Raw genomic sequence first — 14,123 nt, 5'->3', positions numbered from 1 at the left:
AACGGCGGAGGCGACGGAGCCCGTGAACGACACGGAGAAGGCGACCGGGGCCACGGGCGACATGAAGGTGGCCGGCCCCACGGAGCCCCTCAACGACACGGTGGCGGCGAGCCGGCGCACCGTACGCCGGCGGCGCGGCCGAGCCCTCGCGCTGGCCGGCGTGATCGTGCTCGCCGCCGGGGCGGCGGCCGTGGCCGCGGTCGGGTTCGGCGGCGGGAGCACCGGCACGCCGGCCGCGACGGACCTGCCGCCGGCCACCGCGCAGGTGACGCGGCAGACGATGCTGGACACGGAGGAGATACCCGGCGATCTGGGCTACGGCGCCACGATCACGCTGGCCGGCCGGATCGCCGGTGTCATCACAAAGGTGCCGCTGCCCGGCGACGTCATCCGCCGGGGCCGGCCGATCTACCGGGTGGACAACCGGCCGGTGGTGCTGATGTACGGTGCCGTCGCCGCCTACCGGACGCTCGGCCCGTACGCCACCGGCACGGACGTGCGGCAGCTCGAGACCAACCTGAAGGCCCTCGGCTACGGCGGCTTCACGGTGGACCGCACGTACACGGCGGCCACCGCGACCGCGGTGAGGCGATGGCAGAAGGACCTCGGCCTGCCGCAGACCGGCCAGGTCGAGCAGGGGCGGGTGCTGTTCGCCCCGGGCCCGATCCGGGTCGACGCCGTCACGGCCGGGGTGAACCAGTCCACCGGCGGCGGCCAGGAGGTGGTGCGGTACACCGGGACGGGCCGGCAGGTGACGGTCCGGCTCGAGGTGGCCAAGCAGCGGCTGGCCCGCAGGGGCGTCAGGGTGCGGATCGAGATGCCCGACGGCACGAAGGTGGCCGGCCGGGTGAAACGGGTCTACACGGTGATCGAGCAGCAGACCACGCCGGACGACCAGGCCGAGACCATGCTCGAGGCGATCGTGTCGCTGAACAACCCCAGGGCGGCCAGGGGGATCGAGGCGGCCGTGGTCAACGTGGTCTTCACCGCGGCCGAGCGCGAGAACGTGCTCACCGTGCCCGTGGCGGCGCTGGTGGCGCTGGCCGAGGGCGGCTACGGCGTCGAGGTCGTCCAAGGCTCCACCACGCACTACGTGAAGGTGGAGACCGGCCTGTTCGCGAACGGCCGGGTCGAGGTGACCGGCGACGGGCTGACGGACGGCATGACGGTGGGGATGCCGCGATGATCGAGCTGACCGACGTGACGAAGGTGTACCCCGGCGACGTCCACGCGCTCGCCGGCGTCACCCTGACCATCGGCGCCGGCGAACTGGTGGCGGTGGCCGGCCCGTCCGGCTCGGGCAAGTCCACCATGCTGCACATGCTGGGCACGCTGGACCGGCCCACCTCCGGCCACGTGGTGGTCGACGGCCACGACGTGTCGCGCCTGTCCGACCGCCAGTTGTCGGCCCTGCGCGCGAGCCGGATCGGCTTCGTGTTCCAGCAGTTCCACCTCGCCGCGGGCGTGCCGGCGCTGGACAACGTGGCCGACGGCCTGCTCTACGCCGGCGTGCCGATGAGGGAGCGCAGGCGCCGCGCGGAGGCCGCGCTGGAGCGGGTCGGGCTCGGACACCGGCTCGGCCACGAGCCGCACGAGCTGTCCGGCGGGGAGAGGCAGCGGGTCGCGATCGCCCGTGCGGTGGTCGGCGAACCCGCGCTGCTGCTCGCCGACGAGCCGACCGGCAACCTCGACTCCGCCTCGGGCGAGGGCGTCGTCGCCGTGCTGCGGGAACTGCACGCCGCCGGCACCACGGTGGTGGTCATCACCCACGACCGGGAGCTCGCCGCGGGCCTCGACCGGCAGGTGCTCATGCTCGACGGCCAGGTGGTCGGCGACAGCGCGATCCCACCGGCGGCTCGGCGGTGACCGCGTACCAGGGCCGCCCGCGGCTCCAACCCGCGCGTATGGCCCCACGTGATGTGGTCCGGGTCGGCGCGGCCGGCCTGCGCACCCGCCCCGCCAGGGCACTGCTGTCCGCACTCGGCATCGCGATCGGCATCGCCGCGATGGTCGCCGTGGTCGGCATCTCGTCCTCCTCCCGGGAACAGCTCGCCCGTCAGCTCGCCGCGCTCGGCACGAACCTGCTCACCGTCTCCCCCGGACAGACCATCGAGGGCGAGAACGCGAAGCTGCCCGCCGAGGCCGAGGCGATGATCGGGCGGATCGGCCCGGTCACCGCCGTCTCGGCGACCGGGAGGGTCGGCGGCGCCACGGTGTACCGCTCGGACCGGATCCCCAAGGTGGAGACCAACGGGCTGACCGTGCTGGCCGCCCGGACGAGCCTGCCGCCGACCGTCGGCGCGACCCTGCGCGGCGGCGCCTGGCTCAACGGGATCACGGGCCGGTACCCGGCGGCTGTGCTCGGCTCCGCCGCGGCGGAGCGGCTCGGCGTCGGCCGGGCCAGCCCCCAGGTGGTGATCCTGGTCGGCGGCGAACGGTTCACCGTCATCGGCGTGCTCGACCCGGTCGCGCTCGCGCCCGAACTCGACACGGCCGTCCTGATCGGCTGGGAGATCGCCACCGACGCGTTCCGCTTCGACGGGCGGCCGACGACCGTGTACGCCCGCTCGCGGGACAGCCAGGTCGAGGCCGTACGCGCCGTGTTGGCCGCCACCGCCAACCCGCGGGCCCCCGGCGACGTCAGCGTGTCCCGGCCTTCGGACGCCCTGGCCGCGCGCCAGGCGGCCGATGCGACCCTGAACGGGTTGCTGCTCGGCCTGGGCGCGGTGGCGCTGCTGGTCGGCGGCGTCGGGGTGGCCAACACGATGGTCATCTCAGTGCTGGAGCGCCGGGCCGAGATCGGGCTGCGCCGTTCGCTCGGCGCCACCCGAGGACAGATCCGGGTGCAGTTCCTCGCCGAGTCGCTCCTGCTGTCCGCGCTCGGCGGCGTGGGCGGGGTGCTGCTGGGCATCGCCGTCACCTCCGGGTACGCCGCCTACCAGAGCTGGCCGGCGGTCGTGCCGGCCTGGGCGACGGCAGGCGCCCTCGCCGCCACCGTGCTCATCGGCGGCGTCGCCGGGCTCTACCCCGCGATCCGCGCGGCCCGGCTGTCCCCCACAGAAGCGCTTGCCGCCCCCTGACCCGGCGGGCGGTGGCGGTGGCGAGTGCGTCCGCCGGGGGTCGCGGCGCGGGGCTCGGAGGACCGGGTCAGGAGTCGAAGCCGACGCCGAAGGCGTCGAGGGTGCGCAGCCAGGCGTTGCGGCGGCCCTCGTGCTCGTCGGCCCTGGCGATGGCCCAGCGGGTGAGCTGGATGACGCCCGACCGCATCGGCTCCGGCGGGAAGGGCATCGGCTTCTGCCGCACCATGCGCAGGTCCGTACGCTCGGTCACCCGGCCCTGCAGCAGGTCGAGCATCACGTTGGCCCCGAAGCGCGTGGCGCCCACGCCGAGGCCGGTGTATCCGGCGGCGTAGGCGAGGCGTGAGCCGTACGCGGTGCCGAAGAAGGCGCTGAACCGGCTGCAGGTGTCGATGACCCCGCCCCACCTGTGCGTGAAGCGCAGGCCGTGGAGCTGCGGGAACGTCTCGAAGAAGTGCGTGGCGAGCTTCTCGAAGGTGGCGTCGCGCTGGTCGTATTCCGGCTTGACCAGGCCGCCGTTGTGATAGACGGCGTCGTAGCCGCCCCACAGGATCCGGTTGTCGTCGGTCAGCCGGTAGTAGTGGAACTGGTTGGCCGAGTCGCCGATGCCCTGGCGGCCCCGCCAGCCGACCTCCGCCAGCAGGTCGTCCGGCACCGGCTCGGTCATCAGCACGTAGTCGTACACCGGCACGAGGAAGTGCCTGAGCCTGCGCAGCAGCGGAGGGAAGGCGCCGGTGCCGAGCGCCACCCGCCCGGCCCTGACCCGCCCCTTCGGCGACTCCAGTTCGAGCGCGACGCCGTCGTCGTGCAGCGAGCGCACCGGCGTGTGCTCGAAGACGCGCACGCCGAGCCGCACGCAGACGTCGCGCAGCCCCCACGCCAGCCGCGCCGGGTCGACCATGGCGACGCCTTCGCGGTCCCACACGCCGCCGAGGTACGTCGGGGAGTCCACCTCGGCCCGCACCTGCTCGCGGTCGAGCCGCTCCAGCCGCAGGCCGAGCGAGGCCGCCCCGCTCACGTCCTCGTCGAGCCCGGCGAGCTGCCACTCCTCGGTGGCCACCCGCAGCTCGCCGGTCCGCTCGAAGGAGCAGTCGACGCCATACCGGGCGAGGGTCGCCTCGATCTCGTCGAGGTTCTCCCGGCCGAGCCGTTCCAGCGTCGCGATCTCCTCGGGCCAGCGGTCCTGCCCGTTGCCGAGCCCGTGGGTCAGGCTCGCCGCGCAGAACCCGCCGTTGCGGCCGGAGGCGGCCCACCCGACCGCGCGGCCCTCCAGGAGGACCACGTCGAGCGAGGGGTCGCGCTCCTTGGCCATCAGCGCGGTCCACAGGCCGGTGAAGCCGCCGCCGACCACCGCCAGGTCCGCCGTGACGTCTCCCGTCAGCGGGGGCAGCGGCTCGGGCGCGATCGGCCGGTCCAGCCAGTACGGCTTGCGCTCCGCGTCGGCGAGCGCCTTCGACGGAACCACGGTCTCACTTCCTCAGGGAGCGTCGGGAAAGGGCCGTCCTTCTGCGGCAGGGCTAGGCGTTGGCGCGGCGGCGTGCCACGAGGGCGTTGACCACGGCGATCAGCACACCGGCCGCGAAGATCAGCGTCCCCATGACGTTCACCTGCGGCGGGAGGCCCACGCGGGTGGCGCCCCAGATCCACAGCGGGAACGTCATGGTGCCGCCGGAGTTGAAGTTGGTGATGACGAAGTCGTCGATCGACAGCGCGAAGGCCAGCATCGACCCCGCCAGCACACCGGGGAAGATCATCGGGAGGGTGACCAGCCGGAACGTCGTCCACGGTCCCGCGCCGAGGTCGCGGGCCGCCTCCTCGAGGGAGGCGTCGAGCGTCATCACCCGGGCCCGCACGGTCACGGCCACGAACGAGATCGAGAACATGACGTGCGAGATCAGGATCGTCCAGAAGCCGAGCGGCACGGCGAGCGTGACGAACAGCGACAGCAGCGACGCGCCCATGACGATCTCGGCGCAGGAGATCGCCGCGAACATCACGAGGTTCATCGCCCCGGAGCCGCGGAAGCGGTAGCGGCCGAGCGCCAGCCCGATCAGCGACCCGAGCACCCCGGCGACCAGCATCGTCAGCACGGCAATGAGCAGCGAGTTCACCAGCGCCTGGGTGAGATCGCCGATCTCGAACAGCTTGCCGTACCACTTGAGCGTGAAGCCCTGCCAGGCCGTGTTGTAGCGGCCGTGGGTGTCGTTGAAGCCGAACAGGATCATCACGGCGATCGGCAGCACGAGCCAGGCGATCACCAGCCAGGTGTAGATCTGCAGGCCGCGGCCCCGCAGCAGGCCACCCCTCATCGGGCCGCCACCTCCAGCACGTCCTCGGTGCCGAGCGCCTTGGCGTACGCGAAGATGCCCACGAGCAGCAGGGCCATCAGCGTGAACGACAGCGCCGAGGCGGTCGGGTAGTCCTGGTTGACCAGGAACTGGTTCTGGATGACGTTGCCGATCATCGTGTTGCTGGTGCCGCCGAGCACGGACGCGTTGACGTAGTCCGACGTGGCCGGCACGAACGTCATCAGCACGCCGGCGAACACGCCCGGCAGCGACAGCGGCAGCACGACCCGCAGGAAGGTCTGCGCCTTGCTGGCGTAGAGGTCCTGCGCGGCCTCCAGGACGCGCGGGTCGATCCGCTCCAGCGCCACGTACATCGGCAGGATCATGAACGGCAGGAAGTTGTAGGCCAGGCCGCCGATCACCGCCGCGCTCGTGGCCAGGATGTGGAAGTCCTGCGGCACCAGGCCCATCGACTTCAGCGGCCCGAGCAGCATGCCGTTGTCGGACAGGAAGAACTGCCAGGAGATGGTGCGCAGCACGAACGACACCAGGAAGGGCAGCAGCAGCAGGAACAGGTAGACCGATTTGCGGCTGCCGCCCTTGAAGGCGATCCAGTACGCCACGGGGAACCCGATCACGATCTGGATCAGCGTCGAGGCCAGGCCGTACACCAGAGAACGGATGATCTGGTCGTGGTAGGTGCTGATCCCGTCGACGTAGCTGTGCCAGTTGAACGTGAACGCGAAGCCGTTCACGACGTCGCCCGACTGCAGCGACAGCGACAGCATGACGACCGTCGGGATGACGAAGAAGATCGCCAGCCAGAGCGTGCCCGGGAAGAGCAGCAGATACGGCGTCAGCGACGCCTTGAGCCTGCTCATGAGGTGGTGATCGCCTGGAAGACGGACTCGAACTTCTTCTGCTCCTGCGGCGTCTTGAACTTGACGTAGCTGCGCAGCTTGGCGGTGTCCTCCGCGCTCGGGAACACCAGCGGGCTGCCGGACACCTCCTCCAGGAGCTTCTTGTCGTCGCCCGACGCCTTGGCGGCGTCGGCGGCGATGACGTCCTTGGCGCCCGGGACCGGCGTCACGTAGTTGATGTACTCCGTGAGCTTGGCCGCCACGTCCACGCCGTAGAAGAAGTCCATCAGCATGATGGCGTCGACCGGATTCGTCGCGGTCTTGGGGATCATCATGTTGTCGGTCCAGATCGTCCCGCCCTCCTGCGGGATCACGAACTTGAGGTCCGTGCCGTCGGAGACGTTCTTCTGGAAGACGTCGCCCGACCAGGCCATGGTGAGCCAGATGTCGCCCTTGGCCAGCGGGTCGGTGTATCCCTGGTCGTAGTACTTGCGCACGATGTCGGAGTCGCGCTGCTCCTTGAGCTTGGCCGCGGCCTTCTCCCAGTCCGCCTCGGTCGACTTGTCCGGGTCGATGCCGAGCGCGAACATGCCGAAGTTGGCGATCTCCTGGGAGTCGGACATCATGCCGACCTTGCCCTTGTACTTGGGGTTCCACAGGTCCGCGATGCTGGTCGGCGGGGTGTCGACGTACTTGGGGTTGTACGCGATGCCGGTCATGCCGGACGCCCACGGGATGCTGTAGACGTTGCCCGGGTCGAACGACTCGTTCTTGTACTGCGCGCCCGCGTTGGCCGCGAAGTTCGGCAGCTTGGAGTGGTCGAGCGGCGCCAGGTAGCCGAGCTGGACGAGCTGGTCGAAGTGCAGGCCGTTGGTGACGACCATGAGGTCGTAGCCGATCGACTGGCCGGCGGCGAGCAGCGGCTGGATCTTGGCGAACCAGCTCGGCATCTCGAGGATGACCTCTTTGTAGTTCACCGTGATGCCGGTCTGTTGCGTGAACTGCTTGAGCTCGGGCTGCTTGGGGTCCATGTAGAGCGGCCAGTTGGCGAAGTCGACGTGGCCGTTCTTCGCCTTGCCCGACCAGAACTTCTCCACCTCGGACTGGGCCTGGGCGGAGGAGGACGGCCTGGCCGTGCCCTTGCCCTGCACGCCGCAGGCGGCGAGGGCGAGCCCGGCGGCCGACAGGCCCGCGAGCCGGAAGGCGTCGCGCCTGCCGAGCCGGCGCTGGGTCATGCCGCGGAGGAGGGCGGGGTCCTGCCTGTATGGGTGGTTCATTGGGGTTCGTGCTCCGGGTTCGCTGTACCGGGTTCGCTGTACCGGGGTTCGGGGATTCGTCGCGGGGTTCGACGGCGGATTCGACGGGGGGATCGACGGGGGGTGACGGGCGGATTTACCGCAGGGCGTAGGAGTGCCAGGGCTGCCAGGAGAGCCAGACCGTGTCGCCTCGCTCGGCGGTGATCGTGCTGTCGTGGGCGTTCTGCTCGAACACCGTGATCTCGGCGCCGTCGCCGAGCACCACGACGTAGCTGTTGTAGGTGCCGAGGTAGACGACTTCCGCGACCGTCCCCCGCACCACGCTGAGGTCGCCTTCCGGCTGGTCCTTCGCGATCTTGATCTTCTCGGGCCGGACCGTGAGGTCGACGGTGGCGCCGGCCGCGAGCGCGCCGTCGGCGGGGATGAGGATCCGATCGCTCGCGCCGAGCGCGAGCACGGCCGTGTCGCCGGTGACCTGCTGGACGGTGCCGCTCAGCAGGTTGGAGGTGCCGATGAACCCGGCCACGAACTTGCTGGCGGGCCGCTCGTAGATCTCGCGGGGATCCGCGAGCTGCTCCACGAGGCCGTCGTTCATGACCGCGATGCGGTCGCTCATCGTCAGCGCCTCGCTCTGGTCGTGCGTCACGTAGACGAACGTGATGCCGACCTCGCGCTGGATGCGCTTGAGCTCGATCTGCATGGCCTGGCGGAGCTTGAGGTCGAGCGCGCCGAGCGGCTCGTCGAGCAGGAGCGCGCGGGGCCGGTTGACCAGGGCGCGGGCGAGCGCGACGCGCTGCTGCTGGCCTCCCGACATCTCCTTCGGCCGGCGCTTCTCGCGGCCGACCAGGTCCACGACCTCCAGGATCTCGCCGACGCGGCGCTTGATCTCCGCGTCGGGGACCTTCTTGCGCTTGAGTCCGAACGCGACGTTGTCCCAGACGTTCATGTGCGGGAACAGCGCGTAGGACTGGAACACCATGTTGATGTCACGCTTGTTCGGCGGGACGTTCGTGACGTCCTCCCCGTGGAGCCTGACGACCCCCTGTGTGGGGTCCTCGAACCCGGCGATCATTCGCATGCTGGTGGTCTTGCCGCAGCCTGAGGGGCCGAGGAGGGAGAAGAACTCCCCCTCCGCGATGGCGAGGCTCACGCCCTTGACCGCCCGTACGACCTCACCGTGCGAGACGTACTCCTTGACCACGTTGTCGAGTTCGATGGCGGGCACGTCTCCTGATACGGGGGCAGCCGCGACGGCTGCCCCCGGGCCCGCCTGGATCTCTGTCATTCCAGGCTTATCCCTCTTTTTCGATAGGTGTCCGGCCGGAGCCGGGACGTACCTATTCGCCGATGTAGTGCATGACGTGCTTGACGCGGGTGTAGTCGTGCAGGCCGAAGACGGACAGGTCCTTGCCGTAGCCCGAGTGCTTGAAGCCGCCGTGCGGCATCTCGGACACGAACGGGATGTGGGTGTTGACCCAGACGATGCCGAAGTCGAGCCGCTTGGACATCCGCATCGCGCGGCCGTGGTCGGAGGTCCACACCGAGCCGGACAGGCCGTAGCGGACGCCGTTGGCCTTGGCCAGCGCGTCGGCCTCGTCGGTGAACGTCTGGATGGTCATGACGGGACCGAAGACCTCGTCCTGGACCATCTCGTCGTCCTGCTTCAGCCCGTCCACGACGGTCGGGGCGAAGAAGAAGCCCTTGTCGCCGACGCGGGCGCCGCCGGTGAGGACCTTCGCGTGCTCGGGGAGCCGCTGGAAGAAGCCCTCGACCCGGGCGAGCTGGCTGGCGTTGTTCACCGGCCCGAAGTAGGCGTCCTCCACGTCGTGGCCGCCGAGCTTGGTGGCGGCGGCGGCCTCGGCCAGCGCCGCGGCGAACTCGTCGTGGATGCTCTCCTGCACGAGCACCCGGCAGGCGGCGGTGCAGTCCTGGCCGGCGTTGTACAGGCCCGCCCCGGCGATCGCCTCGGCGACGGCCTTGATGTCCTTGACGTCCTCGAACACCACGACCGGGGCCTTGCCGCCCAGCTCCAGGTGGACGCGCTTGAGGTCGTCGGCGGCGGTCCTGGCGACCGACATGCCCGCGCCGACCGAGCCGGTGATCGCGACCATGCTCGCGGACGGGTGGCCGACGACCAGCGAGCCGGTCTCCCGGTCACCGGTCACGACGTTGAAGACACCGGCCGGCAGGACGTCGCCGAGGATCTCGGCCAGCTTCAGCGTGGAGACCGGAGTGGTGTCGGACGGCTTGAGCACGATCGTGTTGCCGGCCGCGAGAGCGGGGGCGATCTTCCACACCGCCATCATCATCGGGTAGTTCCACGGCGTGACCTGGCCGATGACGCCGATCGGCTCGTGCCGGATCATCGAGGTGTGGTCGGCGAGGAACTCCCCGGCGGTGGGGCCCTCCAGAGTGCGGGCCGCACCGGCGAAGAACCGGAAGTGGTCGGCGGCGACCGGGGTCTCGTCCTCGGCCATGCGGGCGCGGGGCTTGCCGGTGTTGCGGCACTCGGCCTCGTTGATCTCGTCGGCGCGGGCCTCGATCGCGTCGGCGACCTTCAGCAGCAGCGCCGCACGCTCGCCCGGCGTCGTCTGGCCCCACGTCTCGAAGGCGGCCGTCGCGGCGGCGTACGCGGCGTCGACGTCCTCCTGACCCGACACCGGTGCCTGGGCGTAGACCTCCCCCGTCGTAGGGTCTACGACGTCGGAGAAACGGCCGCTCGCGGCGTCGACGAACTTCCCGTTCACGAAGTTCTGGAGACGGGTGGTCACCGTTGACCTCCTGGTGGTGGCTGAGTTGTCGCGACTCTGGCAGAGGAAAGAGCCTACGACAAGGGATTTCGTCGCTAAGATACCAAATTGCTACGAAATCGCTTGACGAGAGCGACGGAGCTGACACCATGTCAGACCACGATCGCAACATGTCAAAAACGCTGCTGTAACACCAGGTCGCCAGGGCGATCGAAGCCCGCCAAGAGAGGACACCCCCCGAGGATGACGACTCCGCCTAAGGCTCGCGCGGCTGCCGCGAAGGGTGGGCCGGTGGTGCTCGACGAGATCTCCAAGCAGATCATCGAGCAGCTTCAGATGGACGGGCGAAAGCCGTACGCCGCCATCGGCAAGGCGGTGGGACTGTCGGAGGCCGCGGTGCGCCAGCGCGTGCAGCGCCTGCTCGACCTCGGCGTCATGCAGATCGTCGCCGTCACCGACCCGCTCACCCTGGGCTTCCCCCGGCAGGCCATGATCGGCATCAAGTGCGAGGGCGACCTGGAGCAGGTCGCCGACGAACTGTCGCAGATCCCCGAGATCGACTACGTGGTGCTCACGGCCGGCTCGGTCGACATCATGGTCGAGGTGGTCTGCGAGGGCGACACCCACCTGCTGGAGATCCTGGGGAAGATCCGGGCGATCTCCAGCGTGCGGGCGACCGAGACGTTCGTCTACCTCAAGCTGCACAAGCAGACCTACTCCTGGGGCACGCACTGACCTCCTGAGGCGCCCGCCGCTCCGGCCCGGCCTCGCGCGGCCGCTGCCTGTCGAGGCGCGTCCGCCGGCGGAGAAAGCCGGATGCGGCGGCCCTGCCAGCGGGTGCGCAACCACCGGTCATGGCCGGCGAGCGCGATCGCGCCGGGCCCTTCGGCGCCCATGGCCTCCTCCAGCTCGCTCGGAAGGCGGGGCCGAAAGGTGGTTGGTGGGCTCGTCCAGCAGGAGCAGTTCGGGCGGGTCCGCCACCAGCAGCGCCAGCGCGAGCCTCCGGCGCTGCCCGGCGGACAGCTCTCCCACCCGCAGGTCCAGGTCCCGCGGGCCGATCAGCCCGAGGGAGCGCAGCGGCACGGACGCGGCGCGCTCCGCGCCGAGGGCCGGCTGTAGGTCTCCCGCACCGTGCGGTCCGGCCGTTCGAACCCGGTGTCCTGGGCCAGCAGGGCGACGGTGAGGCCGCGCCTGCGCCGCACCTCGCCCTCCGCCCCCGGCCGTCCGGCCAGCAGGGTGGACTTGCCCGCGCCGTTCTCGCCGATCAGCCCGATCCGGCGGCCGGGGGCGGCGGTGAGGGTGACGCCGTCGAGCACCCGCCGGCCGCCCAGCGTGCGAACGAGGTCGCGGGCGAGCAGCGCGTCACTCACCGGCGGGTCCCCCGGTCTCCAGCAGGCGGCCCCCGGACAGCTCCAGCCACCGGTCCACCCCGACCTCCGCGAGGAACCGCTCGTCGTGGCTGACCACCACGAACGCCCCCTCGTACGCGCCGAGCGCGCTCTCCAGCTGCCCCACGCTGACCAGGTCGAGGTTGTTGGTGGGCTCGTCGAGCAGCAGGAGCTGGGGCGCCGGTTCGGCGCACAACACGCAGGCCAGCGTGGCGCGCAGCCGTTCGCCGCCCGACAGCACGCCCACCGGCAGGTGCGCACGCGCGCCGCGGAACAGGAAGCGGGCGAGCAGGTTCATCCGCTCCGCCTCCGGCATGCCGGGGGCGGACGCGGCCAGGTTCTCGGCCACGGTGCGATCCACGTCGAGCAGGTCGAGCCGCTGCGACAGGTAGGCGACCCTGCCGTCGGCTCGCCTGGTCGTGCCGGCGTCGGGCTCAAGCTCGCCGCCGATCAGGCGCAGCAGGGTGGACTTGCCCGCGCCGTTGGAGCCGGTCAGCGCGATGCGCTCGGGGCCGCGGATCACCAGGTCGATGCCCGGCTCGGCGAACAGGCCACGGGCCTGCAGGCCCTCGCCGAGGAAGACCGTACGCCCGGCGGGCACGTTGGTCCCCGGCAGCTCCAGCGCGATCTTCTGGTCGTCGCGCAGCGCCCGCCCGGCCTCGTCGAGCTTCGCCTTGGCGTCGCTGACGCGGGCGGCGTGCATCTGGCCCGCCCGCCCGGCCGACTCCTGCGCGCCCCGCTTCATGTTCCCGGCGAAGATCCGCGCCAGCCCGGCGTTCTTGAGATTGCGGGCGGCGTTACCGGCGCGGCGCTCGGCCCGCTCGCGCGCCTGCTGCATCTCCCGCTTCTCGCGCTTGAGCTCCTGCTCGGCGCTGCGCACGGTCCGTTCTGCGGCCTCCTGCTCCGCGCGTACGGCCGCCTCGTACGCGGTGAAACCGCCGCCGTAGAAGCGGATCTCCCCCCGGTCGAGCTCGGCGATCCGGTCCATGCGGTCGAGCAGGGCCCGATCGTGGCTGACCACCAGCAGACAGCCGTTCCAGTCGCCGAGCACGTCGTAGAGCCTGCGGCGCGCGCCGAGGTCGAGGTTGTTCGTCGGCTCGTCCAGCAGCAGGACGTCGGGCCGCTTGAGGAGCTGGGCGGCCAGGCCGAGCGAGACGACCTGGCCGCCGCTCAACGTGCCCAGTGTGCGGCCGAACGCGAGGTCGCCGAGCCCGAGCCGGTCGAGCTGGGCACGGGTGCGTTCCTCGATGTCCCAGTCGTTGCCGATCGTGGCGAAGTGCTCCTCGGCGGCGTCGCCCGACTCGATGGCGTCGAGCGCGGCGATCACCGGGGCGATCCCGAGAACCTCGGCCACGGTCAGGTCGCCGGTGAGGGGCAGGCTCTGCGGCAGGTAACCGAGCACGCCGCTGACGGACACGCTCCCGCCGCGGGGCCGGTACTCGCCGGCGATCAGCTTGAGCAGCGTGCTCTTGCCGGCGCCGTTCGGAGCGACAAGGCCCGTACGGCCGCCGCCCACGGTGAAGGACAGGTCGCTGAAAACGGGTGTGTCGTCAGGCCAGGAGAAGGACAGGCCGGAACAGATGATGAACGCATCGGACATGCGAGAGACCTCGTACGTGATCCGGGCGTGCCGGAGCCGCCCGGCGAAGGGACAGGGATCGGGGGACGACGACGAGGGCCACATCGGCGGCGGTCATACGCGCCTGCCGGGGCCGATCAACCTCCGGTATCACCCGGAGATGTCGTCTTCGCCTGCCACGTCTGGTCTCCTAGCCTGGGATCACGAGCGCCCGACACCATAGCAGTTCGATGCCGCCGTCCGTCAACTCGAGGCGTTCGCGGAGGTCAGCCGATCCGGGCGACGGCGCGTACGGGAGACCCGTCGGCGGCGTGGAGGCGCAGCGGCAGCAGGGAGACCTCGATCGGACGGCCCGCGGCCTGGGCATCCAGGAGCGGGCCGAGGTTGCGCAGGTTCTCCGCGATGACGGCGTGCGCCCCGCACAACACCCGGTGCGCCGGCAGGTCGGCGGGGGCCGGGGTGGGATCGACGCTGAGCGCGTCGACGCCGACGGTCCGCACGCCCGAGGCGACGATCCGGCGGGCGGTCTCCGCCTCCATGAAGGGGTGGTCCAGGTAGCCGGGCGTGTCCCAGTGCTCGTCCCAGCCCGTCGCGACCAGCAGGACGGTCCCCGGGCCCAGCCTCCCGGCCACCGGGTCGAGCATCGCGGGGGTGATCGGCGCGCGCGGGGGCAGGCCCCGGGCGTCGAGGACCGCCGCCGGGCCGAGGAACCGCTCCAGCGGGAGAGCGTCGAGCGCGGGCAGCGTGTCGTCGATGTGATAGGGCGCGTCCACGTGCGTGCCGGACTGCGACCCGAGGTGCAGGCCGAGGACGTTCACCCCCTCGGCCGCCACCGTGAGGGCGGGAGCGAGCTCCACCTCCGGGTCTCCGGGGTAGACGGGCATGCCGCTCACGACGGGCACCGACAGGTCGACGATCACGGCTT

Annotated in this window: 14 protein-coding genes; 4 read left to right on the top strand and 10 right to left on the bottom strand. The window is 71.1% G+C overall.

The genetic code is table 11. The features are described 5' to 3' along the window. The first annotated feature begins 22 nt into the window (after positions 1 to 22). Genes ABZ860_RS33870 through ABZ860_RS33860 form a run of 3 tightly spaced genes read left to right on the top strand, consistent with a single transcriptional unit; the run spans position 23 to position 3,080 of the window. Positions 23 to 1,186: a peptidoglycan-binding protein gene (locus tag ABZ860_RS33870; RefSeq protein WP_357228153.1), complete on the top strand. Its 1,164-nt coding sequence runs from the start codon at positions 23 to 25 to the stop codon at positions 1,184 to 1,186. Next, positions 1,183 to 1,866 carry an ABC transporter ATP-binding protein gene (locus tag ABZ860_RS33865; protein WP_357228150.1) on the top strand — a complete coding sequence of 228 codons (684 nt, stop codon included), beginning with the start codon at positions 1,183 to 1,185 and terminating at the stop codon, positions 1,864 to 1,866. The genes ABZ860_RS33870 and ABZ860_RS33865 overlap by 4 nt, the downstream gene beginning before the upstream one ends. Before the next feature lie 38 nt (positions 1,867 to 1,904). After that, positions 1,905 to 3,080, top strand: coding sequence for an ABC transporter permease (locus ABZ860_RS33860; protein WP_357228148.1), 1,176 nt, complete (start codon positions 1,905 to 1,907; stop codon positions 3,078 to 3,080). A 67-nt stretch (positions 3,081 to 3,147) separates the two neighbouring features. Here ABZ860_RS33860 and ABZ860_RS33855 read toward each other — a convergent pair whose 3' ends face one another. The 6 genes from ABZ860_RS33855 to ABZ860_RS33830 form a co-directional block, all read right to left on the bottom strand. Then, positions 3,148 to 4,542 carry an FAD-dependent oxidoreductase gene (locus tag ABZ860_RS33855; protein WP_357228146.1) on the bottom strand — a complete coding sequence of 465 codons (1,395 nt, stop codon included), beginning with the start codon at positions 4,540 to 4,542 and terminating at the stop codon, positions 3,148 to 3,150. A 52-nt stretch (positions 4,543 to 4,594) separates the two neighbouring features. After that, positions 4,595 to 5,386: an ABC transporter permease gene (locus ABZ860_RS33850; protein ID WP_357228143.1), complete on the bottom strand. Its 792-nt coding sequence runs from the start codon at positions 5,384 to 5,386 to the stop codon at positions 4,595 to 4,597. Further along, positions 5,383 to 6,246 (bottom strand): ABC transporter permease, encoded by an 864-nt coding sequence (locus tag ABZ860_RS33845; protein ID WP_357228141.1) that lies wholly within the window; start codon positions 6,244 to 6,246, stop codon positions 5,383 to 5,385. Before ABZ860_RS33845 ends, ABZ860_RS33850 begins: the two co-directional genes overlap by 4 nt. Beyond that, the gene (locus tag ABZ860_RS33840) at positions 6,243 to 7,460 is read right to left on the bottom strand and encodes a spermidine/putrescine ABC transporter substrate-binding protein (protein ID WP_357228138.1); all 1,218 of its coding nucleotides are present in this window, start codon (positions 7,458 to 7,460) and stop codon (positions 6,243 to 6,245) included. Before ABZ860_RS33840 ends, ABZ860_RS33845 begins: the two co-directional genes overlap by 4 nt. Before the next feature lie 157 nt (positions 7,461 to 7,617). Further along, a complete protein-coding gene (locus tag ABZ860_RS33835) occupies positions 7,618 to 8,766 on the bottom strand; it encodes an ABC transporter ATP-binding protein (RefSeq protein WP_357228135.1) in 1,149 nt (382 codons plus the stop codon). Positions 8,767 to 8,818: 52 nt separating this feature from the next. Next, positions 8,819 to 10,252 (bottom strand): gamma-aminobutyraldehyde dehydrogenase, encoded by a 1,434-nt coding sequence (locus ABZ860_RS33830; protein ID WP_357228133.1) that lies wholly within the window; start codon positions 10,250 to 10,252, stop codon positions 8,819 to 8,821. 222 nt (positions 10,253 to 10,474) lie between these two features. Here ABZ860_RS33830 and ABZ860_RS33825 point away from each other — a divergent pair, with 222 nt between their 5' ends. Continuing rightward, on the top strand, positions 10,475 to 10,966 hold the full coding sequence (locus ABZ860_RS33825; RefSeq protein ID WP_030511698.1) for an Lrp/AsnC family transcriptional regulator: 492 nt from the start codon (positions 10,475 to 10,477) through the stop codon (positions 10,964 to 10,966). A gap of 117 nt (positions 10,967 to 11,083) precedes the next feature. Here the strand turns inward: ABZ860_RS33825 and ABZ860_RS33820 are convergent, their stop codons facing one another. The 4 genes from ABZ860_RS33820 to ABZ860_RS33805 form a co-directional block, all read right to left on the bottom strand. Next, positions 11,084 to 11,314 (bottom strand): ATP-binding cassette domain-containing protein, encoded by a 231-nt coding sequence (locus ABZ860_RS33820; protein WP_357228130.1) that lies wholly within the window; start codon positions 11,312 to 11,314, stop codon positions 11,084 to 11,086. Then, positions 11,290 to 11,601 (bottom strand): ATP-binding cassette domain-containing protein, encoded by a 312-nt coding sequence (locus ABZ860_RS33815; RefSeq protein WP_357228127.1) that lies wholly within the window; start codon positions 11,599 to 11,601, stop codon positions 11,290 to 11,292. Before ABZ860_RS33815 ends, ABZ860_RS33820 begins: the two co-directional genes overlap by 25 nt. Continuing rightward, on the bottom strand, positions 11,594 to 13,219 hold the full coding sequence (locus ABZ860_RS33810; RefSeq protein WP_357228125.1) for an ABC-F family ATP-binding cassette domain-containing protein: 1,626 nt from the start codon (positions 13,217 to 13,219) through the stop codon (positions 11,594 to 11,596). Before ABZ860_RS33810 ends, ABZ860_RS33815 begins: the two co-directional genes overlap by 8 nt. A 245-nt stretch (positions 13,220 to 13,464) precedes the next feature. Next, positions 13,465 to 14,118, bottom strand: coding sequence for a cyclase family protein (locus tag ABZ860_RS33805; RefSeq protein ID WP_357228122.1), 654 nt, complete (start codon positions 14,116 to 14,118; stop codon positions 13,465 to 13,467). Positions 14,119 to 14,123 lie beyond the last annotated feature (5 nt).

This window comes from Microbispora sp. NPDC046973 (assembly GCF_040644495.1).
Classification (GTDB): domain Bacteria; phylum Actinomycetota; class Actinomycetes; order Streptosporangiales; family Streptosporangiaceae; genus Microbispora.
The sequence above is the reverse complement of the archived record's forward strand: the minus strand, read 5'-3'. Positions and strand labels throughout refer to the sequence as shown.

Excerpts from the sequence above, each read along its gene's own strand:
- ABZ860_RS33825 (WP_030511698.1), top strand. The coding sequence starts at position 10,475 with ATGACGACTCCGCCTAAGGCTCGCGCGGCTGCCGCGAAGGGTGGGCCG.
- ABZ860_RS33835 (WP_357228135.1), bottom strand. The coding sequence starts at position 8,766 with ATGACAGAGATCCAGGCGGGCCCGGGGGCAGCCGTCGCGGCTGCCCCC.
- ABZ860_RS33850 (WP_357228143.1), bottom strand. The coding sequence starts at position 5,386 with ATGAGGGGTGGCCTGCTGCGGGGCCGCGGCCTGCAGATCTACACCTGG.
- ABZ860_RS33860 (WP_357228148.1), top strand. The coding sequence starts at position 1,905 with ATGGCCCCACGTGATGTGGTCCGGGTCGGCGCGGCCGGCCTGCGCACC.
- ABZ860_RS33865 (WP_357228150.1), top strand. The coding sequence starts at position 1,183 with ATGATCGAGCTGACCGACGTGACGAAGGTGTACCCCGGCGACGTCCAC.
- ABZ860_RS33840 (WP_357228138.1), bottom strand. The coding sequence starts at position 7,460 with ATGACCCAGCGCCGGCTCGGCAGGCGCGACGCCTTCCGGCTCGCGGGC.
- ABZ860_RS33845 (WP_357228141.1), bottom strand. The coding sequence starts at position 6,246 with ATGAGCAGGCTCAAGGCGTCGCTGACGCCGTATCTGCTGCTCTTCCCG.
- ABZ860_RS33810 (WP_357228125.1), bottom strand. The coding sequence starts at position 13,219 with ATGTCCGATGCGTTCATCATCTGTTCCGGCCTGTCCTTCTCCTGGCCT.